Raw genomic sequence first — 20,749 nt, forward strand, 5'->3', positions numbered from 1 at the left:
GGGCTAGACGAGCTCGTACTTTAATTCCATCACTCTGTCGGGTCGAACCTTAGCTGAATTTGGCGAGCACGGGTATCTATTTTTGAGACAGCTATAGATGGGTGGATATACACATAGCACCCAATTGATATGTATTTGAGTGGCTATAGATGTGAGCTGTGGGTGCAGATGCTTGCCCGCCATTTAACGTGCGCAATGGAATAGCCACCAAGGGTTGGCTAAGGTCGCGTGGCTTGGTACTGGTGCATTCCTCTAAGGTAATGCTCTTTTCAATTTTGCGATCCGTTTTTTAATTCCTGAGATTCCTTCTTCGCGCAGTATGGTGTGCAATTTGACATAAGTATGGTGATGTAGGAATTTTTTGGCGATCCATTTGATGATGCTGAATTTAACCGAGAGTATGGACGCCTCTACGAGCTTCGCCATGGCGGTAGCGTCCTTTGGGCTGTGATCGATATGAAGTTTTTGTATCACGGTTTGCCAGGCATCGCCTGCCTGGTCCGCTAAATACGAGGAGATGACATACTCGCGTGCAGCTTGGGCGAGTGCTTGTCGTTTTGCGGTGGATTGTATGAGTGACTCAATTGCGTTGATCCACGCCTCGGTGGTGTTCTCTACAAGCAGCCCTGTTTGATCATGCACGACGTAGTCCGAATAGGGCGGTACGTTTGAGCAAATCGCGGGAATAGACGCCGATGCATAGTCAAAATATTTGATCGGACTTTTGCACGAGCTAAAGATTGAGTCGTCGAGTGGGATCAAACCGATGAGGTTGACGAGTGTTTGCAAAAGCTCGACAAACTTTGGATAGGGCAGAATGGGGGCGCGTTCAAACTGAATGCCGCCTTGCTCGAGTGCTCGATCAATAGGGCCCACGACGACGAGTTTGATCTGGTCTCCGTATTTGGCTTGGATATGTTTAAGAGGGGCGATAAGTTTGTCGACCAACACGGTGTCACTCGCGGCGACGATCAGCGTGGCTTTAGGTGCCCATGCATCTCCGTGTGCCTCACGTGCGGGGGGCATATCTTTAATGCAGTTGGGCACGCACATGACCTGAGGGTTTAGGGTTGCGAGTCGAGCGGCCAGTCTGGGTGTGGTGGTGGTGATGAGATCGGCCTGTGTGATGGCGTTTTTGAGGGACTGTTGAGTCGCGGGGTTGCCCCGATGATGTGCTAGAAAGTCCGGTAGTTCGGTCAGCAGGTCGTCGATCTCAAACACAACGCGTTTGCCGTATTGTTTGAGTAGTTTGATGAGGTGAAGCGTGTAGGTGCCTGCTATACGTTCAAAGACAAATACATCGCCCCATACGAGATCCTCTGGTCGATGTTCGCCCAAGACACGATAGCGCACAGCACCGCCATGTCGTCGTGCCCAGTTGTCTAGAGGGTCTTTTACGCGAAAGCCAAACAGGTTGCTTCCAATTTCTGGCACTAGGCACACGACGCGTGGTACATCGGACCGGAGCTGCGCCATCGTGACGTACTGAAAGACGGTGGCGGAGTCATCGTCACCCGCAGCTTTTTTAGCGAGGTCGACGAAGGTGGGGTTGAGTTTCATGCCGCACATCTCGTCTACGGTTTCAACAGGCAGGTTGGTTGTGCGCATGTCGACGGCATCAAAACCTGTGTCGTGAAACAATTGCTCGATCGTCTTGCGGGTAAAAAACCGGACATGATCACGATCGAGCAGGCCTAGGTTGGCGTACTCCCAGCGTCCCTCGAGCAGCATGGCGCGCACGGCCAGATGGCTGACGTTGGGGATCGAGGCGATGACGCGGCCGCGGGGTTTTAGGATTCGAGCGGTGAGTTTGAGGACTTCGTCGGCATTTGTGACATGCTCAAGTACATCTCCAAAGATCACCACATCAAAGCGGCGTTCGGGATGTGCTGCAAAAAAGTCTTCTACTTTCATGCAGTGAGCTTCGTTTAGAAACTCGGCAGCTTTTTCGATGGCTTCAGGCGTGATATCGATACCGGTTACGTGATGACCCTGGGCGCGTAGGTACTCGCCGAGATAACCCGCGGAGCAGCCGACATCTAGTATGTCGAGCGACTCGCCACCCGTTGCCTCGGCGATGAAATCAATCGTCAAGGAGTGCGAGTTGTTTTTGTTACTAGGATCAATAATGGTTTGGTAGCGCATAGGTATCAGGAGCCAGTGTTCGCGACAGCGTAAAGATAGGTTTAATCCAGCGGCTTGAGTTGATACTTAAGTCGCGAGTGCAACGTTATGTACGTTAAGGCGCGTGATTTCTTGGCGGGCGAGGAGTAGTTGGTTTTTCTCACCTCTGCGACATATTGGTGCGAGCAGGTATTCGTCTTGCCTTTGTCTCTGTTGTCATATAGTACACCCGAGAGGACAAAAGGTCTCAATACAGAGGATACGAAATGCCCGACACATCAATCTACGCAAACGGCGACTAGAGTAAGAAGTTGGATATTTTGGAAGAGCTAGACGGAACTAGCCGGACGCTTACGATCAACCAAAAAAACTGACCTCACTTGATCAGGACAGAGGGCGCTGCCGGAATTGCACCTGGCACCTTGGTAACCATCAAGAAGTTTTGCAACATTGATACGGTTTTTGTACTCAAACCAGCATTTTCAGACGGAATCGTGTAAGTGTCGCCTTCATATTCAGTTTCTACAAATGGCTTAAGCGATCGCTGATTTTTCTTTACAACCAAGATGGGAATACCAGTCGTTTTTTGATCATTCGTTCTAGAACCATCACTACCCGTTACACTTGAATATACCGGAGGATCAAGCTGTTGCGCCGCCAGCACATTTCCTAGAAAAATAAATATCTCTCTAACAGAGCGGACTTTCATCACAACTTGTTGTGATGTCATTGTTTTTTTAGTTCTAGTTGACAGATCTTTAGTATCAATGGGGTCGTGACAAACGGCTTGTGCCCCATAAAAACGTGTGGCTTGAGCTGCGTGCTCAGTTCGGTTGAAACAAAATCTAGAAGTATGCACTTCCTGATAAACTTGAAAATCATCTTCGCGACCCATCTTTGAGGTGCGTCGAACGGACAGTTTCATGTTGTTTTGAGCATCAAAAAACTTAAACATCATTTCATTTATTTGAGTACCAGACATTGGTCCCCCAAACGGAACCTCTCGAGAAAAATTCTCTACCATCAATCCTAAGTGGATCATCTGCCGTAGTTCATTCTGAAAATCAAGGTAGCCATTAAATAATGGGTTGTTCCTGAGAATGCGAGTGCGGCCTGCCGAGTCGGTCAATTCAATTGAATCGATCAACAAAGACAGCACCAACTCTACAGGACCGCTACCCTCTGCTACAGCTTGAGCCTGAGCGAGCGCAGTCTGGACCATGTCTAATGGAAGGGTCGCACCAAATGCTTTAGCAAAGGCCGCGTTATCCAGTGAGGATTGTGTGAACGTAAAACCGCTGCTCAGAGCGATGCTCAATCCAGGCGTGTAACCTGAACCAATCCCTGGCGAAATGAAACCGATTGCTGAGCTCGGAGTGGTCGCGATAAGATTGCCAGTCAGACCTACGGTTTCGACAGCCGACCCAGAGCCGGTAATACTGGGGATTGTGACGAAATTGAGTGGATACGATTTGGATGCACGGACTATATTCAGTAGAGTAGAGTCTCGTTCGGTCCGTTCGATGACTGTTTGATATGCCTTGGACATCGTACCAATGCTCGGCGTAAGCTGACCACAGCCTGCTAAGATCCAAGTAAACGCGAACAAGAAAAAGCCGCTAGATATGCGGCGCATGAAGAAACCTCTCTCAGTCGGACTCAAGATATCTCCTTTTTAGGCCGCTATAGTTTTGCTAACCTCGGCTCGCCTCACGCACTAACTCTGTTTTGCACACTGCTAAGAAAAATTCCTAGTGAGTGTACACTGATGCGGATGGTTTTTAGTTTTAGGGGCTGCGAATTTTGAAAAGTTCGCGTTGAATCACTTACGTGAAGCAGAAAATCAATGTCATCATACACTCTTGTCTCCCTTGGGGTAGTCCAGTACGCATATTTTTTTGTTGGGTTTAGTGTTCTCCTGCTTATGTCGGCAGGCTGGTTCTTAGGTACGTTTAATATAAAAAAACGTGCAAAACCAGTCGTTCTTCAAGATGGCTTGATCGGAGCTATTTTTGGCCTGTCAGCGTTAGCTTTGGGTTTTACTTTTGCAAGCGCAACAAGTGGTTTCACCGCGCGAGTGGAGGGAAATCGAACTGAGGCGAGTGCCATAAAAGCACTCTACAACTCGGCCAAGTATTTGGAGCCGGCAGATCAAGAGCATCTTGAAAAATCCTTGCGACAGCTTTTGGATCTCCGTGTTAACGGTTACATCAACATAAGCAGGATCGCTGACGTTGAACCGATCACTGACAAAATCAACTCTTTCATCATAAAAATCAACGAAGATACATTGATCGCTGCACAAAAAACAACCACAACAAATCAACTGCTGGTTGATCAAATTCTTAAGCCGCAACTCGCGAACCTGACATCTGTTTTTACCACTGGCACCATCAAAGTCACAAGACATCCTCCAAGGTTAGTCATGACTTTTTTATTTATTTTGCTGATGATTGGTAGCGTCTTGACTGGCTTCACTATGGCTGTCAAAAATGAAACTAACTGGATTTTATCTATCCTATACGCGCTCTTAATAAGTTTTACCTTTTATGTCATCCTTTCACTTGAGTATCCTAACTTATTCATGTCGTCCCAAGAATTTAATCGGGATCTGTTAAATGTCAGGGACTATTTCACGCAGTCTGCTCTCAAGTAATGAATGAGAAGGTATCCATCTAGGTCAAGCCCTGATCCCTATTCGTAGCCTAGGGTCAGGACATTCCCCGCATCAATTTGTATTTATACCGGCGCTCTTGACGACCTCTCCCCATTGACGCACCTCTTCCAGCATCACCTTCTGCGCTTCATTTGGATCCAAGACATAGGGGCTTAAACCGGCCGTTGCGAATTTCTTCTGGACCTCCTTGTCTGCCAGGACAGTGGCTAAAGCCTCCTTCCATTTCGCTTTAGCAGGTTCAGGTGTGTCTGCAGGAATTAGCAAGGCGAACCAATAGCTGACATCGAATCCTTGTACGCCACTCTCGCGGAACGTGGCCACATTAGCGAAGCGCTTATCCCGTTGCTCTCCAGTCTGAGCGAGCGTGATAATTTGGTCTCCCTTCAGTAGCGGCGCAGCCGAAGCGGGATTCGTGAAGACCAAGTCGATATGGCCAGCCAGCAAATCGTTGAGCGCCAGGGATGCACCCTTGTAGGGAACGACTGTCAAGTTCACGCCGGCCTTGGAGTTAAAAAATTCAGTGATCAAATGGCTCGGAGAGCCAAGTCCTGTGCCTACCGTGACAGTCCCGGGTTTTGTTTTAGACAGCGTGATCAAGTCTTGAACGTTGTTGATGCCCAATTTTTTATTGGCAAATAGCATGACTTCGGCACGACTGACAAAGCCTACGACGGAAAAGTCCCTCACCGAGTCGTAAGGAAGTTTTCTATAAAGCGCTGGCGCAGTGGTCTGTGCATTGTCCGCCAAAAGCGCCGTGTAGCCCTCTTGACCTTTTTTTGCAGCTAGACCGGTGCCGATGGTGGCACCTGCACCTGCGCGATTCTCCACCACGACCGTTTGACCAAAATATTCACCAAGTTTCTGAGCGAGCACCCGCGCCACGAAATCTGATGATCCCCCGGCAGCGTAAGGAACAATCATATTGATCGGTCGCGAAGGAAACGTGTTGGCATAACTTGCGGCCGCCAGTGCCATAGAAAGCACACAACCCGTGAAGATTCGTGTCAAGTTACCTTTTCGGTTTACCATGTTTGTATTCTCCAAGTTTTCATATTTAGAATTTTTCTTAAGCTTCTTCAGCATAAAGGCTGCTCCTTAGTATCACCATTGACTAATCGGACGGTTTGCTATGACTGCATCGAATACCAACGTTCTTTCGCGCATACCGTCATTGCGGTCGCTCCTGTTTTTCAACGCGGCTGGACGACATCTGAATTTGGTCAGGGCTGCCGAGGAGCTCCGCCTCACGCAGAGCGCCTTGAGCCGCCAAGTCAAGGCTCTGGAAGACCACCTCGGTGTTCAACTCTTCGAGCGCGGGCCACGAGGGTTGCGCTTCACCGAAGAAGGAGAGCTGCTTTACGACTTCACATCGCGGGCATTCCTACTGATGGATCAAGGGGTAAGCAAACTGTCGGCTACTGCCGGTCGGCACACACTAGTTGTGTCCGTCGCTCGCAGCTTTGCACAACGAGTTCTGGCTCCGCGTTTGGGGGAATTCACCCTGGCAAATCCAGAAGTTGATATACGCATTGACGTACACCGGTATTACGCAGACCTGGAATCGTCGGGGGCCGACATTTCGATTCGGTTAGGTAAGGGCGATTGGCATGATTACCAGTCCCTAAAAATCACCAATGATGTGTTAATTCCAGTCTGTGCCCCTAATGTCGCCGCAAACATTGACAATCCTCGCGCTATACCTGGCCACATCATTTTGCTTCGGAACCGGGACAGAGATTACGTAGACTATTGGGAGCAGCACTACACTGAGACGCCCCTAAGTTCAGATCAGCGCGCGTGTATCGACTTCAACGATTCAGCAACGGTGATATCGACGCTCGAAAGCGGCGTTGGCATCACAGTTACACGATCCTCGTTGGTTGCAGACGCACTCGAACGAGGTTCTTTGGTGCGTCCTTTCTCCGGCGAAGTCACTGACGGACTAAATTATTATGCGGTGGGATTGCAACGATCGACAAAAAACCTTGTGGTGCAGCTTTTCATGCAGTGGCTCGCCTCGAAATTTGAAGGCGACTTTTGAGAGACTGCACCGCAGACTCGTTGAGTAGCAGCTTTCTCTCGGAGCGCTTAAGCCGCCACGCCTATCCTTTGTTTCAGGAACATACTCGTCAGCTCGAGGGTTCGGGTGACGTCCGTAGCGTCGTTATACAGATGCATCGAAAACCTGAGCATCCCTTTGCGCATGGACAGTTTTACGTTGTTCGATAGCAGATACGCGTAAAGTTGCTCGAGGTATTCGGCGGTACTCCCGTCGCTTTCGTCTGCGCTGTAAAGGCCAACCGCAACCGTTTGCGCTGTATGCGCGCCGGGTTTGCCTCCGCAAACGGGAATGCCGAGACCTATGAATCCGTTAGCTAATTGGTGTGCCAATGCGATCACATGGCTCTCGATACGCATAACACCCACGGAAGTAATAAACTCCAGAGATTCTCTAACAGCTCGAACGCCCGCAAAATTGTAGTTGCCCAAGTCAAAACGCCGGGCGCCGGGACGAAGGTTGAATTTAGCGCCACCGAAATCGTACTCGAGCGCACCCTCATTCCCCAATTCGATGCCGAAGCGGGCAATATAGGTGGGACTCATCTGTTCGGCGATGGCCTTCCGTATGTACAAAAAACCCATTCCATACAGACCCAGCAAGCCTTTTTGAGTCGAAACAGCCAGTGCGTCAATATGCATATGCTCGACATCTGTATGCAGAACGCCAACCGACTGAGTCCCGTCTACCAAGAACAATACGCTGCGATCGCGACATGCCCGTCCCAGTTTCGCTATGTCAGTGCGAAACCCGGGAATAAACGACACGCTGGATATGGTCAAGAGGCGGGTCTTAGCATCCATGGCGTTAATCATGTCATCGATCGGCATGGCACCATCCCTTGCTGCGACCATTCGGACTTCGACACCCTTTTGCTCGAGGTTTAACCAAAGGTATATGTTGTTTGGGTGCTCCAGTTCTGGGCAGAAGATCACATTATCGCCAGCTTGCCAGTCTATCCCAGTGCAGACGATGTTCAGCCCTTCCGAGGTATTCTTGGTAAACGTAACTTCGTCGGACGCAGCATTGATTAAGCTTGCGAATTGGCTGCGCACTTTCTCGGTTTCTTTGAACAAGGCGTCCTTATCCACTCTTCCGAATACGCAGTCATCTAGATAGGAGTCCACCGCCGCTTTGACTGCAGAAGAAAGTGGGGCTCTTCCACCTAGATCGAGATAAGTACACTCTTTCATAATTGGGAATAACTGACGGATCTTTTCACTTTCGTTTTGGGGCAACGTATTCATATGTAGGCTAGATATAGGGACCGGTAAAGTGTCAGACAGAGGAATCCGCTGAAGGGAACAAAAATTGATGATATTGATAATGTGGCAACCCGGCAATTGAAAACCCGGCGCTTGGGTATGAGGAAACAGCATATCGACCGCCTGTTGACAGCGCGCTTCAACGGTGGTGCCGTCTCAGAGGGTACCTAGGGTTTCCGCTAGGTAAAAAAAACGTAATTTGTATTACAAATACATTAATGAATACATTAATGTCGCGCTCGAACACCCTTGTTGATGATGCTTACGAGCAAATCAGGCGTCGAATTTTGGATAACCATTGGCCGCCAGGCCATCGTGCGCTCGAGCAGGAAATTTGTTTGGCGTTGGGAATGAGCCGAACCCCTGTACGGGAGGCTTTAGTTCGTTTGCAGGTCGAGGGGTTAATTGACTTGATTCCTCGGCACGGCATGCATGTGCTGCCTGTGTCAGCAGCACAAATGGCAGAGATCTATGAGGTGCTCACCGCCCTTGAAGGTGTGGCGGTTGAAACTCTCACAAAAAGAAAACCTAATTTTCAAGCTATCGCGGCGTTGATTCACGCAACGGATGCAATGGAGCGTGCCTTAGCCGCCAATAATCGTGATGAGTGGGCACAGGCGGATGAGTTATTTCACGCAGAGCTGATTGAGCTCGCTGGTAACAAGACACTTAAAAGTGCTGTCATGAGTGTGTGGGATCGCGCGCATCGCGCTCGTATGTTTTCGCTTCAAGCTAGACCGTTGCCGATTAACTCGACGCGTGAACATCGCGCGCTTGTGGAAAAAATTTTGGCCGGGGACGTCCTTGGTGCAGTTCAAGAAAACAGAGCGCATCGCGAACGCGCAAGTAAAGAGTTGTTAGAAATTTTTGCACGTTTCAATATTCCGCATATGTGAGGTTCAAGTGAAAAGTTATGAAATTGCAGTTTTACCAGGAGACGGCATTGGGGTCGAAGTCACTATGGTCGCCTTAGATGTTCTCAAAGCATTAGGTCCCAACATTGACAGAAACTTCAACACGGTGATTTATCCTGCTGGGGCGCAGCATTACTTGGATAGTGGAGATGCCTTACCGGAAAAAACACTAGAGGCGTGTAAACGTGCAGACGCCATCCTGTTTGGTGCAATGGGTTTAGCTCATGTGCGAGGGGCGGATGGTACGGAAATCATCCCGCAACTAGACTTGCGTTTCGCCTTAGATCTGTATGCAGGGGTGCGCCCGATTCGCACCTGGCCAGGACTACCTGTCCCATTGAGTAGTCCGCGCGCAGCAGAGATTGACTTGGTGCTCATTCGCGAAAACACAGAGGGTTTGTTTTATTCCAGAGGTCGCGGTTATATCGAGGGATCAGGCGCACAGGCTGCAGCGTTTGATCAAATGAAAATCACGCATTCCGGAACTGCGCGTATTTGTGATTTTGCGCTTGCTCTGGCACGCAGCAGAAAGGCGCAAGGCAAAAGAGGGCATGTCACCAGTGTTGACAAGGCGAACGTCTTTGCCTCGATGGCCTTTTGGCGGCAGGTATTTGAAGAGCGTGCAGACGCCTTCAAGGACATCACGATTGAAAATGCCTATGTTGATGCGATGGCACTCAATTTAGTCTTGAAACCTTGGCAATACGATGTTCTGGTCACAGAAAATATGTTTGGTGACATCTTGTCCGATTTGATCGCTGCTCTAGTGGGCGGCATGGGGATGGCTCCTTCAGCTGATATCGGCGATCACTATGCTGTATTCCAACCATCGCATGGGACAGCGCCAGACATCGCCGGGCAAGGTATTGCCAACCCGAGCGCGATGTTTCTATCTGCGGCAATGATGCTTGAATGGCTTTCGCTTAGACACCAAGATCCGATTTTGCTTGAAGGTGCTCGTTTGATAGAAAAGGCGCTTGAGGGCGCATTCCAAAGTGGAGAAGTGTGCCCTTACGATTTCGGCGGACGTAGTAATACACAAGATATTGCGCGCGCTGTCATCAAGCGCCTTTAGCTTTAATTGCAAGATCAAAGAATGTTTTGAATAACAACTGGAGACAAGCATGACTTTAAAAAATACAACACGTAGACAGTTCATCATGGCCCCCGCGGCGGTTGCAGGGCTCTCGGTGTTCGGATTGCCCGCGTTTGCGCAGGCCTACCCGACTAAGGCGATCAAAATTGTTGTGCCATCGCCTCCCGGCGGAAGCACAGACTTTCTGGCCCGCATTATTGGCGCTAGGCTACAGACAGCTTGGGGGCAGTCTGTGGTGATTGAAAACAAGCCTGGAGCAGGGTTGCGTCTGGGTGCTGAACTTGTGGCTAAGGCGGCGCCTGATGGCTATACCCTGCTGATGGGTGCAGTGCATCATTCGATTGCTCAAGCGGTCTACAACAAACGCAGCTATGAGTTGGAACGCGACTTGACGCCCATTGTTGTTATAGCGACTGTTCCAAACGTTTTAATCGTACCGACCACGATGTCAGTTAAAAATGTTCAGGAACTCATCGCCTTGGCAAAAGCCGATCCAGGCAAGCTTGCCTATGGCAGCACAGGAACAGGAACGGCGCATCACATTATCGGTGAACAGTTCAATGACATGGCGGGTACCAAGTTGCTCCATGTTCCTTACAAAGGCAGCGCTCCTGCGCTTGTCGATCTGATCAGTGGCCAGACTCAGGTGATGTTCGACACGATTCCTTCTTGCTTGCCTCACATTAAGTCAGGAAAGGTTCGTCCACTCGCTGTCACAACGCCCAAAAGATCGGTTGCATTGCCTGATGTACCGACACTTTCCGAATCGGGACTCACTGGTTTTGATGTGAGCACATGGTTTGGCTTGATGGCACCTGCCGGAACGCCTAAGCCGATTATTGATAAGATTCAAAAAGAAGTGGCTGCGATTTTGAAAATCCCAGAAGTCCGTGAGCAACTGTTGGGTTCAGGCGCTGAGCCTGAGGGTGGAACAACTGAGCAGATGCGTCAACAAATTAATGCTGAAGTAAAAAAGTTTTCTGCGCTTGCGAAGAAAATAAATTTACAGCTTGATTGATACTGTAAATTATCGTTTTCACGAAAAGGCTACGGATTAAACAAATTTTGTTTCGTAGCCTTTTTTTCTTTTCAGGTAAAGGCAAACTCATGAGTGTCAACCACTCACCCCTCCCAAGTGAATCTCGTGAAGGCCTAAAATTCCCCGTGTTTCCGCTCATCGCCACTCTTGCCACGCAAAGCCTGGCGACGATGGCGGCCTATTCGTTTCCGGTGGTAGCGCCCGTGATTGCTCAGGACCTTGGGGTGCCAGGTACGTTGGTGGGTTTTTTCATCTCTATCATCTATGGTGTGGGCATTATTTCGGCCTTGCTGTCGCCACGCTTTATTCGTCGCTTTGGGGCGGTCCGGGTCAGTCAACTAGTTTTAATCGCCACACTTGCGATGCTTTTCGCGTGCGCTGTCGGGAGCGTCACCTCCGTGGTTCTTGGGGCTGCGCTGTTGGGCTTGGCCTATGGGGCGACGGCTCCCGCGAGTGCTCATCTGTTGGTGCCCCGTACCCCTTCGCGTGTCATGAACCTGGTGCTCTCAATCCGCCAGATTGGCGTGCCTCTGGGAGGGGTGTTGGCGGGGCTGGTGATGGCGCCGCTGACCTTGAGTCTGGGTTGGCAAGCGGCTTTGCTGTGGCAGACGGTGCCGGTGTTGGCGGCGGTGTTGTTGCTTGAGTGCGTGCGTCGTTCATGGGATATTGATCGAGAGCCTTCGCGTCAAATTTTGAGCAAAGGTTTGTTCGCGCCGGTGCAAATTTTGTTCGATCGGCCTGAGTTGCGACGTTTAGCGTTTGTCAGTTTTGTCTATAGCGGCGTACAGCTTTGCTTTATCGCTTTTATTACCGTACACCTGACGAGTAAAACGGGGTTTAACTTAGTACAAGCGGGTTGGGCTTTGGCGGTTTATCAGTTAGCGGCCGTGGTCAGTCGTCCGCTATGGGGCTGGTTGGCGGATAAGTGGTTCTCTGCGCACACCTTGTTGGCTTGGCAGGGTTTCATTATGGGTATTACGGCATTGCTGACAGGTCAGTTCGGAATGAATTGGGCACCTTGGCTGGTGCTCTCGCTTTGTGCTGTTGCCGGCGCTTCCGCGAGCGGATTTACAGGCTTGGCCTATGCCGAGTGGGCGCGCTTGGGTGGTTCGCAGAGAACGGAGGCAACGGGCTTGGGTTCTGGGTTGATGTTTGCCGGTGTGTTGCTGCTGCCCTCGCTATTTTCTGTGACGGTAACGTCGTTAGATGACTATGGGGTGTCTTATGGTGTCATTGGTGTCTTGGCTGCGCTAGCCGGGTGGAGGTTGTTACGACAGAAAAACGCATAAATTTACTGATGCTTTCATCTCAACACCTTGATTTAGCGAGGATTTTAATAGACCTGGTGACATATTCGTTATAAGCTCATTCCATTCATCCAATTGAGGAGTCCTCATGACAAACCCAATCAAAATCTCACGCCGCAATCTGCTTGGCGCCACTGCCGGTTTGCTTGCCACCGCTGGGCTTAATCCAACGCTCGCCTCTGCGCAGCAAGCCGCTGCGGCTGCAGCAGCCCCGGCCGCGTCTAAAGCAAAGCCTTTGCCGGCCTATGTCAGTTGGAAAGATGCTGACAGCATGATCATTCATACCCCGACAACGATTGAAACCAAACGTGCTGCAATCGGCTCGAGCATCATCACACCGACTGATCGTCTTTTTATCCGAAACAATCTGCCCGCCCCTTCAGCGGCCGATATTGGTGACGTCAATGCCTGGAAAATAAGCATCCAAGGCGTTGGCAAACCACAGACGCTCTCTTTGGGCGATCTCAAGCAGATCGGACTCGACACAATGGCGACGGTGCTGCAATGTTCCGGCAACGGTCGCGCGTTGTTTCCTGGCAAGCCAAGCGGCACAAGATGGCAGACGGGCGCTGCGGGCTGCGTGATGTGGACCGGTGTTTACGTGCGCGACGTCATCAAGGCCTTGGGTGGCGTTTCTGCCGGCATGGTTTATATGACAGGTACTGGTGGTGAAAAGCTTCCCGAAGGCATTGACCCCTTGGCTGTCGTCGTCGAGCGCTCTGTTCCGCTGGCCGCCATGCAAGACGCCATGTTGTCTTGGGAAATGAACGGTGAGCCGATGCCTTTGGCCCACGGTGGTCCCCTGCGCTTGGTCGTGCCTGGCTACAGTGGCGTTAACAATATTAAATACATCAAGCAGTTAGCGTTTACCAAAGAACAAACTCAAGCCGCCATCCAAAAAACAGGCTACCGGATGTCGCCGGTCGGTCAAAAGGGCGATCCAAGCCAAGCTGCGGTTTGGACGATGGATGCCAAATCTTGGGTGACCTCGCCTTCACCTGACAGTGGTCCAGTCAAAGCGGGTGTTGTTCAAATCACCGGTGTGGCCATGGGTGGGTCAGAGGACGTCGCCAAGGTCGATGTATCGCTCGACGGCGGTAAAACATGGCAGGCCGCGCGCTTGATGGGTCCAGACTTGGGCAAGTATGCTTGGCGTCAATTTGTCTTGGCTGCAAATCTGAAAGCAGGTCAATACGATGTCGCCTGCCGCGTCACCACCAAGTCTGGTGTGGATCAGGTCGCGCTGTCGGTGGAAAACGCAGCTGGCTATCTGAATAGTGGCTGGCAAGCACACGTTGTCAAAATCACTGTGGCTTAAACATGCAGAAAACAATCTTTACTCATTTTGCTGGGGTAATCGGTGCAGTGGCACTGGTCTCTGGTGCAGCATTGACTCCGGTTGCTTCGGCAAATGATGAAGAAGGTAAGCTTTTATTTTTAAAAGGGGCAGCGCCAGCCTGCGCGATTTGTCATACCCTTGACGCAGCGGGCGCAGCGGGTGCGGTGGGCCCATCAATGAACGATCTCCAGCCTGACGCTGCGCGAGTCATGAATGCTCTTAAAAACGGCATCGGTCAAATGCCTGCGTACCCAGGCTTGACGCCCGAACAGATGAAAATACTGTCCGAATACGTCGCTAAGGCCAGTCGCGAGTAACATCGGATCAACTGAGCTTAAACACGTGCATGTTGCATAAGTGAAAAATAACGAATACAAATATTCTTAAGACATATTCAGTCAAATTTATAGGAGATTGCTTCATGATGCAGATCCAATTAACGGTGAATGGTCAAGCAGTGACCCTCACCGCAGCACCTAATACTTTGCTAGTCCAGGCTCTGCGCGAGCATCTCCATTTGACGGGTACGCATGTTGGGTGTGATACCGCCCAGTGTGGTGCATGCACGGTTCTCATGAACGGCAATGCGATCAAGTCCTGTAATGTTTTGCTTGCACAGGCTGAGGGCGCGGAGATTGACACCATCGAGGGCTTGGCGCAACCCGATGGCACCATGCATCCGATGCAGGCGGCCTTTAAAGACTGCCATGGCTTGCAATGTGGTTATTGCACACCGGGCATGGTGATGAATGCAGTGGATATTTGCCGAAAGCACCCTGATCCTAGCGCACAACAGATCCGCGAACATTTAGAAGGCAATATTTGTCGTTGTACTGGGTATCAAAACATCGTCAAGGCTGTGCAGCAAGGTGCTGCCGCCATGAAAGCATAAGGAGGCGACCATGGGCGCAAACGAATTCGCAAAATTACCGCATATCGGTGAGTCAGTTTTACGTAAAGAAGACTACCGATTTCTGACGGGTGCAGGGCAATATACCGACGACATTACCCTTGCTCGTATGACGCACGCCGTATTTGTGCGCTCACCTCACGCGCACGCGCGGATTAAAAGCGTGGATACGCGCGCCGCGAAAAGCGCGCCTGGTGTGATTGGTGTACTCGAGGGTAAAGACGTTGCCAACGACAAGATCAACGGTTTACCCTGTGGATGGCTGATCACCAGCACGGACGGTCAACCCATGAAAGAGCCGCCTCATCCTATTTTGGCTCTGGATAAAGTGCGCTACGTGGGTGACCACGTGGTGATGGTGGTGGCAGAGACGCTTGAACAAGCAAAAAATGCAGCTGAGCTCGTCGAAGTGGATTACGAGCCCTTGACCGCCGTGGTGGATGTACGTGATGCAAAGGGCGGGGCAGCACTGCACGATATTGCGCCAGACAATCATTGCTACAAATGGGCGATTGGTGATAAAGCGTTGGTGGATGCCGCCTTTGTGGGTGCCGCCCATGTCACTAAGCTTGACCTCATCAACAATCGCTTAGTGCCCAACGCGATGGAGCCTCGCGCCGCGATTGGTTCTTATAGTCGTGCGAATGACGACTACACCCTTTACGTTTCAAATCAGAACCCTCACGTTGAGCGCTTGCTGATGACAGCCTTTGTCATGGGTCTACCCGAACACAAAGTTCGAGTGATTGCCCCTGATGTGGGCGGCGGTTTTGGTTCCAAAATCTATTTGTATGCAGAGGATGTGTGTCTCACCTGGGCATCCAAAAAACTGAACCGTAATATCAAGTGGATATGTGAGCGAGGCGAGGCCTTTTTGTCAGACGCACATGGTCGGGATCACTCAAGCCACGCTGAGCTTGCGTTGGACAAAGACGGAAAATTTTTAGCGTTGCGCGTGCATACAGACGCCAACCTAGGCGCTTATCTCTCTACGTTTTCAACCTGTGTGCCGACGATCCTTTATGCAACCTTGCTGGCCGGGCAGTACACCACGCCGCTCGTCTATGCTGAGGTAGATGCGTGGTTTACCAATACTGCGCCTGTCGATGCGTATCGCGGTGCAGGTCGTCCCGAGGCAACTTATCTGGTGGAACGTATTGTGAGTCGTGCGGCCTTTGAGCTTGGGCTTTCTCAAGATGACATTCGCCGACGTAATTTCATCACCCAGTTCCCTTATCAGACACCTGTTGCACTCCAATATGACATCGGTGACTATGTTGCCTGCATGGATGCTTCGCAAAAGTTGGCAGATGTTGCAGGATTTGCAGCGCGTCAAGCTGCCAGCAAAGTAGAAGGCAAATTACGCGGTATTGGGTATTCAAGCTATATCGAAGCTTGCGGTCTTGCGCCAAGCAATATCGCAGGTGCCTTGGGTGCTCGGGCGGGCTTGTTTGAGTGTGGCGAGGTGCGTGTGCACCCGACCGGTAGCGTGACCGTATTTACGGGTTCGCATAGTCATGGCCAAGGTCACGAAACAACCTTTGCCCAAGTCGTGGCTTCGCGCTTAGGAATCGCGGTCGATGCGGTCGATATCGTGCATGGCGATACGGGTCGAGTGCCTTTTGGGATGGGCACCTACGGTTCGCGTTCGATCTCAGTCGGTGGTGCGGCGATTATGAAAGCCTTGGACAAAATTGAAGCTAAAGCTAAAAAGATCGCGGCGCATTTGCTCGAGGCTTCTGATACAGATATCGACTTTGCAAATGGTGAATTTACTGTGCGAGGAACCGACAAAAAGATTCCTTTTGGCACGGTGGCACTCACCGCGTATGTCCCCCACAATTATCCTTTGGATACCCTAGAGCCCGGGTTGAATGAAACCGCGTTCTACGATCCCACTAACTTTACCTTCCCTTCGGGCACCTACATCGCGGAAGTTGAAGTCGACCCCGAAACGGGCGTGGTGCGTTTGGATCGTTTTACGGCAGTCGATGACTTTGGCACCATCATCAACCCCATGATTGTAGAAGGCCAGGTGCACGGTGGTCTCGTGCAGGGTATCGGACAAGCGCTGATTGAAAACTGCGTGTATGACCGCGAGACTGGGCAGTTATTAACCGGGTCCTTTATGGACTATGCCATGCCGCGTGCTGATGATTTTCCAGAGTTCAAAATCGGTCATGTGTGCACGCCTTGTACGCATAATCCGCTTGGTACCAAAGGGTGTGGTGAGGCAGGTGCGATCGGTTCACCTCCTGCCGTGATCAATGCAGTACTCGATGCCTTGGCGCCCTTGGGTGTCAAGGATCTTGACATGCCTGCGACGCCACACCGCGTGTGGCAAGCCATTCAATCGGCTAAAGCCTAAGGAGAACTGAATATGTATGCATTCACCTATGAGCGTCCAAAAACCCTTGCAGACGCAAGCAAATTCGTCCAAGCGGGTGGGCAGGCTTTAGCGGGTGGTCAAACGATGCTGGCCTCGATGAAGCAACGTTTGATGCAGCCTGAGCAGTTGATTGATTTGCGCGACATTCCCCAGCTTGTGGGGGTCCGCAAGGACGGCGAGCAGATTGTGATCGGTGCGATGACCAAACATTGCGATGTTGAGCATAATGCGCTTGTCAAGCAGCACATCCCAGCGTTATCGGCCTTGGCCGGTGGTATTGGTGACCGACAAGTGCGTGCAATGGGGACCCTCGGTGGGTCCGTTGCGAACAACGATCCCTCGGCGTGCTACCCCAGCGCTTTGTTGGCCTTGAATGCGACGATTCATACCGATGCACGCACCATCAGCGCTCAGGATTTTTTTCTTGGGATGTATGCCACCGCTTTAAATCCCGGAGAGCTCATCACTGCCGTGAGTTTTCCTATTCCTAAGCGCGCGGCCTATGCAAAGTTTAAGCAAGGTGCTTCACGCTTTGCGATGGTGGGAGTGTTTGTGGCGGATACGGCTCAGGGAGTGCGTGTGACGGTCACGGGTGCTTCGAGCGGTGTGTTTCGTCACGCTGGACTAGAAGCTGCACTGACTAAAAGCTTTGCACCTGAGTCGGTCGCCGGAGTCGAGGTCGATGACACAGAGCTCAATAGTGACATCCATGCCTCGGCAAGTTATCGCGCCCAACTCATCAAAGTGCAGACGCGCGTGGCTGTGCAGATGGCGCTTACATAGCGCACAACGCCCCAGTAATGGGGTGTTTTTTGGAAGTTTTCATGGCAGATACGCTCAGCGTTGATTCAGTCCAGGCGTTAACGTCAGCGCTCGCATCCGTTGGTTACTTGGCCGAGCGACGTTTAGTCACAGCCGTGTATTTAAGTCTGACTTTGCAGCGACCTTTGCTACTCGAAGGTGAACCTGGAGTAGGCAAAACAGAGCTCGCCAAGGCATTGGCAAGTGTGTTGAAACGCCCGCTGGTGCGCTTGCAGTGCTACGACGGCATGGAGCAGCGCGAAGCGCTGTATGAATGGAATCACGCTGCACAACTGATGCATATGCGTGCGCAACAAGATCACGCCACACCCGAGCAGCTTGAGCATGCAATTTATCAAGAAAAGTATCTGTTGCGCCGACCGATGTTGCAGGCTTTGCAAACACCTGCACCTGGCGCGGTGCTGTTGATTGATGAAGTCGATCGAGCCGACGCGCCCTTTGAGGCCTTTTTATTGGAGTATCTTGGTGAATACCAAGTCAGTATTCCGGAGCTTGGTACGATTCGCGCGACTATTCCGCCGGTGACGATCCTAACCAGCAATCGAACGCGTGACCTGAATGATGCGGTCAAGCGTCGCTGCTTATATCACTGGATGGACTACCCCGATCGTGAGCGTGAACTTGCAATCGTGCGTGAGAGAGTGCCTCAGGCAAGTCAAGCACTAGCAGAGCAGGTTGCCGCTTTTGTGGAGCGTCTACGCCGTGCGCCTTTTGTCAATGCCTTGAGTCGCTCTCCCGGTATCGCTGAAAGCGTTGAATGGGCCAAGGCTCTCGTGGCGCTCAATACCTTGCAGCTCGATCCCGAAGTGATTCAAAGCACAGTCGGGATCTTATTCAAACAGCGCGAAGATCTTGCTGCACTTGAACCGATGCTTGATGCATTGCTTGCGCCCGATTCAGACATTTAGCGTATTTGTATGCAACTTGGTGATGCGCGCGTAGGAAAAATGGCTGACAACATCGTCGGCTTTGCGCGCACCTTACGACGTGCTGGTTTTCCGATGGATAGTGGTCGTATAGGCTTGGCGCTCGAGTCTGCCTTATTGATCGGGCTCGACAATAAGCAAGATTTTCGTGCGGGTTTGGAGGCCACCTTGGTTTGCCGCCAGCAGGATCTGGAGGTGTTTGATCAGCTGTTTGAGGCTTATTTTCGTAATCCAGAATTTACACAACAATTGTTAGCACAAATGTTGCCTAAAGCCACCGAAGCTGCGCCTGTGCCTAAACGCCGCGCACGCGCCCAGGAGGCCTTGGCCGCTATCGCGTCAAACGCCCCACGCTCTCCTGCGCAAGAGGACTCTGTTGATTTTGATGCCGCGATGACGGCTAGCGATCGAGCAAAACTCCGGCACGCTGATTTTGAAAGCTTGAGCGCAAGCGAGTTTAAACTTGTGCAACGGCTTGCCAGCGAGATCCCACTTTCTTGGCCGCAAGTCCCTGCGCGGCGGACACAACGCAGCCTCTCAGGCACTCGGGTGGATTGGACGCAGACGCTCAGAGAGACGGCACGCTTAGATGGCGAGTTGTTATCTTTGCCCCATCTAGCTCGACGCACCCAAGCCTTACCCGTATTGATTTTGGTCGACGTGTCGGGCTCGATGGAGCGGTATGCCAGATTGATGCTGGCTTTTTTACATCAAAGTACACGTGGACGATCGCGCTCGGTCTACGCCTTTGGTCATCAGCTGACGGACTTAAATCGTGCATTTCGGCATACAGAGACTGACCTGATGCTCTCTAGCGCGAATCAGCTGATTCAGGATTTTGCGGGCGGTACGCAGATCGGACGCTCGCTTGAGCAGTTGCGCTTAACCCAGCAGCGACACGTGATCGGTCGTCGGACAGTCGTGCTGCTGATTACCGATGGTCTCGATACCGGCGAGCCAAGTGTCTTGGCTCGGGAGCTCGAATGGCTCAAACGCAACTGCCGAAGCTTATTGTGGCTCAACCCCTTGCTGCGCTTTGAGCACTATGTCCCGAGTGCGAGTGGCGCAAGCGTCATACATCAGCACGCGGACCGCTTGCTTGCCATACATAATCTTGCACATTTGGAGCAATTAGCGCAGTCTTTGGCAGAGTTAGTTAAACAGTAGGTATTTAAACGAGAGAACCCTATGGATATGCAAGGAAATCGCCAACTTGGTGTTTCACAACAACAAGCTTGGGATGCACTCAACGATCCCATGATCTTAAAAGCCTGTATCCCTGGATGTGAAAAGTTTGAGCTGATTGCAGACAACCAATACGCAGTGATTGTCGCTGTCAAAATCGGTCCTGTGGCGGCAAAGTTCAACGGCAAAGTCACCTTGGCAGACATTCAAGCACCCGCGTCCTACTCTCTGCAGTTCGAGGCTCAAGGCGGTGTGGCAGGTTTTGGACAGGGCGAGTCAAAAGTAGAGCTTGTGGCCAATGAGGGTGGCTGCGAACTACGCTACGCCGTGCATTCCAAGGTCGGAGGCAAAATTGCCCAACTTGGCCAACGATTGATCGACGGTGTCGCGAAATCGTTGGCCGAGGATTTTTTCAAACGTTTCGAGCTTGCTCTACAAGAGAAATATCCAGAGGCTGCAAATATTTTGTCGTCCGAAGATCAGGAAGGAGGCGCAACCCAAGAAGTTAAAGACTCAGCCCCCAAGTTCCTTGGAATACCCAAGTGGCTTTGGCCTTATTTGTTGGGCTTTATAGCAGGATCGTTTGTTTCTTGGGTGATGCGCTAGTTGAGGTTAGTGAAAATTAAGGTTTTTCCGGGGAAATTATCAATGAATTCATTTCATCGGTGTTGTGAAATCTAAATCATTGATTACTTGT

General features: G+C 51.1%; 18 protein-coding genes. 14 read left to right on the forward strand and 4 right to left on the reverse strand.

The features are described from left to right. Positions 1–252 precede the first annotated feature (252 nt). Both AC8GE9_RS08965 and AC8GE9_RS08970 read right to left on the reverse strand, forming a co-directional pair. The gene (locus AC8GE9_RS08965) at positions 253–2,145 is read right to left on the reverse strand and encodes a methyltransferase domain-containing protein (protein ID WP_506676816.1); all 1,893 of its coding nucleotides are present in this window, start codon (positions 2,143–2,145) and stop codon (positions 253–255) included. Between the two features lie 355 nt (positions 2,146–2,500). Beyond that, positions 2,501–3,673, reverse strand: a complete 1,173-nt coding sequence (locus tag AC8GE9_RS08970; RefSeq protein ID WP_506676817.1) for a hypothetical protein — start codon at positions 3,671–3,673, stop codon at positions 2,501–2,503. 297 nt (positions 3,674–3,970) lie between these two features. Between AC8GE9_RS08970 and AC8GE9_RS08975 the strand changes: the two genes are divergently transcribed. Next, positions 3,971–4,780 carry a hypothetical protein gene (locus tag AC8GE9_RS08975; protein ID WP_506676818.1) on the forward strand — a complete coding sequence of 270 codons (810 nt, stop codon included), beginning with the start codon at positions 3,971–3,973 and terminating at the stop codon, positions 4,778–4,780. A 72-nt stretch (positions 4,781–4,852) separates the two neighbouring features. Here the strand turns inward: AC8GE9_RS08975 and AC8GE9_RS08980 are convergent, their stop codons facing one another. After that, positions 4,853–5,830, reverse strand: a complete 978-nt coding sequence (locus AC8GE9_RS08980) for a Bug family tripartite tricarboxylate transporter substrate binding protein (RefSeq protein ID WP_506676819.1) — start codon at positions 5,828–5,830, stop codon at positions 4,853–4,855. Between the two features lie 100 nt (positions 5,831–5,930). Here AC8GE9_RS08980 and AC8GE9_RS08985 point away from each other — a divergent pair, with 100 nt between their 5' ends. Then, on the forward strand, positions 5,931–6,842 hold the full coding sequence (locus AC8GE9_RS08985; protein WP_506676820.1) for a LysR substrate-binding domain-containing protein: 912 nt from the start codon (positions 5,931–5,933) through the stop codon (positions 6,840–6,842). 47 nt (positions 6,843–6,889) lie between these two features. Here the strand turns inward: AC8GE9_RS08985 and AC8GE9_RS08990 are convergent, their stop codons facing one another. Further along, positions 6,890–8,107, reverse strand: a complete 1,218-nt coding sequence (locus tag AC8GE9_RS08990) for an aminotransferase class V-fold PLP-dependent enzyme (protein ID WP_506676821.1) — start codon at positions 8,105–8,107, stop codon at positions 6,890–6,892. A gap of 248 nt (positions 8,108–8,355) precedes the next feature. On the opposite strand from AC8GE9_RS08990, the gene AC8GE9_RS08995 reads away from it, so the two are divergent. The 12 genes from AC8GE9_RS08995 (at position 8,356) to AC8GE9_RS09050 (ending at position 20,658) form a co-directional block, all read left to right on the forward strand. Continuing rightward, positions 8,356–9,021 (forward strand): GntR family transcriptional regulator, encoded by a 666-nt coding sequence (locus AC8GE9_RS08995; protein WP_506676822.1) that lies wholly within the window; start codon positions 8,356–8,358, stop codon positions 9,019–9,021. A gap of 7 nt (positions 9,022–9,028) precedes the next feature. After that, on the forward strand, positions 9,029–10,114 hold the full coding sequence (locus tag AC8GE9_RS09000; RefSeq protein ID WP_506676823.1) for an isocitrate/isopropylmalate dehydrogenase family protein: 1,086 nt from the start codon (positions 9,029–9,031) through the stop codon (positions 10,112–10,114). Between the two features lie 49 nt (positions 10,115–10,163). Then, the gene (locus AC8GE9_RS09005; protein WP_506676824.1) at positions 10,164–11,153 is read left to right on the forward strand and encodes a Bug family tripartite tricarboxylate transporter substrate binding protein; all 990 of its coding nucleotides are present in this window, start codon (positions 10,164–10,166) and stop codon (positions 11,151–11,153) included. Positions 11,154–11,242: 89 nt separating this feature from the next. After that, a complete protein-coding gene (locus AC8GE9_RS09010; RefSeq protein ID WP_506676825.1) occupies positions 11,243–12,463 on the forward strand; it encodes an MFS transporter in 1,221 nt (406 codons plus the stop codon). 106 nt (positions 12,464–12,569) lie between these two features. After that, the gene (gene sorT, locus AC8GE9_RS09015; protein WP_506676826.1) at positions 12,570–13,799 is read left to right on the forward strand and encodes a SorT family sulfite dehydrogenase catalytic subunit; all 1,230 of its coding nucleotides are present in this window, start codon (positions 12,570–12,572) and stop codon (positions 13,797–13,799) included. A 2-nt stretch (positions 13,800–13,801) separates the two neighbouring features. Next, positions 13,802–14,137: a SorU family sulfite dehydrogenase c-type cytochrome subunit gene (gene sorU, locus AC8GE9_RS09020; RefSeq protein ID WP_506676827.1), complete on the forward strand. Its 336-nt coding sequence runs from the start codon at positions 13,802–13,804 to the stop codon at positions 14,135–14,137. Positions 14,138–14,244: 107 nt separating this feature from the next. Next, the gene (locus AC8GE9_RS09025; protein WP_506677144.1) at positions 14,245–14,712 is read left to right on the forward strand and encodes a (2Fe-2S)-binding protein; all 468 of its coding nucleotides are present in this window, start codon (positions 14,245–14,247) and stop codon (positions 14,710–14,712) included. A 10-nt stretch (positions 14,713–14,722) separates the two neighbouring features. Then, on the forward strand, positions 14,723–17,098 hold the full coding sequence (locus tag AC8GE9_RS09030; RefSeq protein WP_506676828.1) for a xanthine dehydrogenase family protein molybdopterin-binding subunit: 2,376 nt from the start codon (positions 14,723–14,725) through the stop codon (positions 17,096–17,098). Between the two features lie 12 nt (positions 17,099–17,110). Next, a complete protein-coding gene (locus AC8GE9_RS09035) occupies positions 17,111–17,902 on the forward strand; it encodes an FAD binding domain-containing protein (protein WP_506676829.1) in 792 nt (263 codons plus the stop codon). A 41-nt stretch (positions 17,903–17,943) separates the two neighbouring features. After that, on the forward strand, positions 17,944–18,849 hold the full coding sequence (locus AC8GE9_RS09040; protein ID WP_506676830.1) for an AAA family ATPase: 906 nt from the start codon (positions 17,944–17,946) through the stop codon (positions 18,847–18,849). Positions 18,850–18,858: 9 nt separating this feature from the next. Continuing rightward, a complete protein-coding gene (locus AC8GE9_RS09045) occupies positions 18,859–20,034 on the forward strand; it encodes a vWA domain-containing protein (RefSeq protein WP_506676831.1) in 1,176 nt (391 codons plus the stop codon). A 21-nt stretch (positions 20,035–20,055) separates the two neighbouring features. After that, positions 20,056–20,658, forward strand: a complete 603-nt coding sequence (locus AC8GE9_RS09050; protein WP_506676832.1) for an SRPBCC family protein — start codon at positions 20,056–20,058, stop codon at positions 20,656–20,658. The last annotated feature ends 91 nt before the right edge of the window (positions 20,659–20,749 follow it).

This window comes from Zwartia lucis (assembly GCF_965234455.1).
Lineage (GTDB): Bacteria > Pseudomonadota > Gammaproteobacteria > Burkholderiales > Burkholderiaceae_B > Zwartia > Zwartia lucis.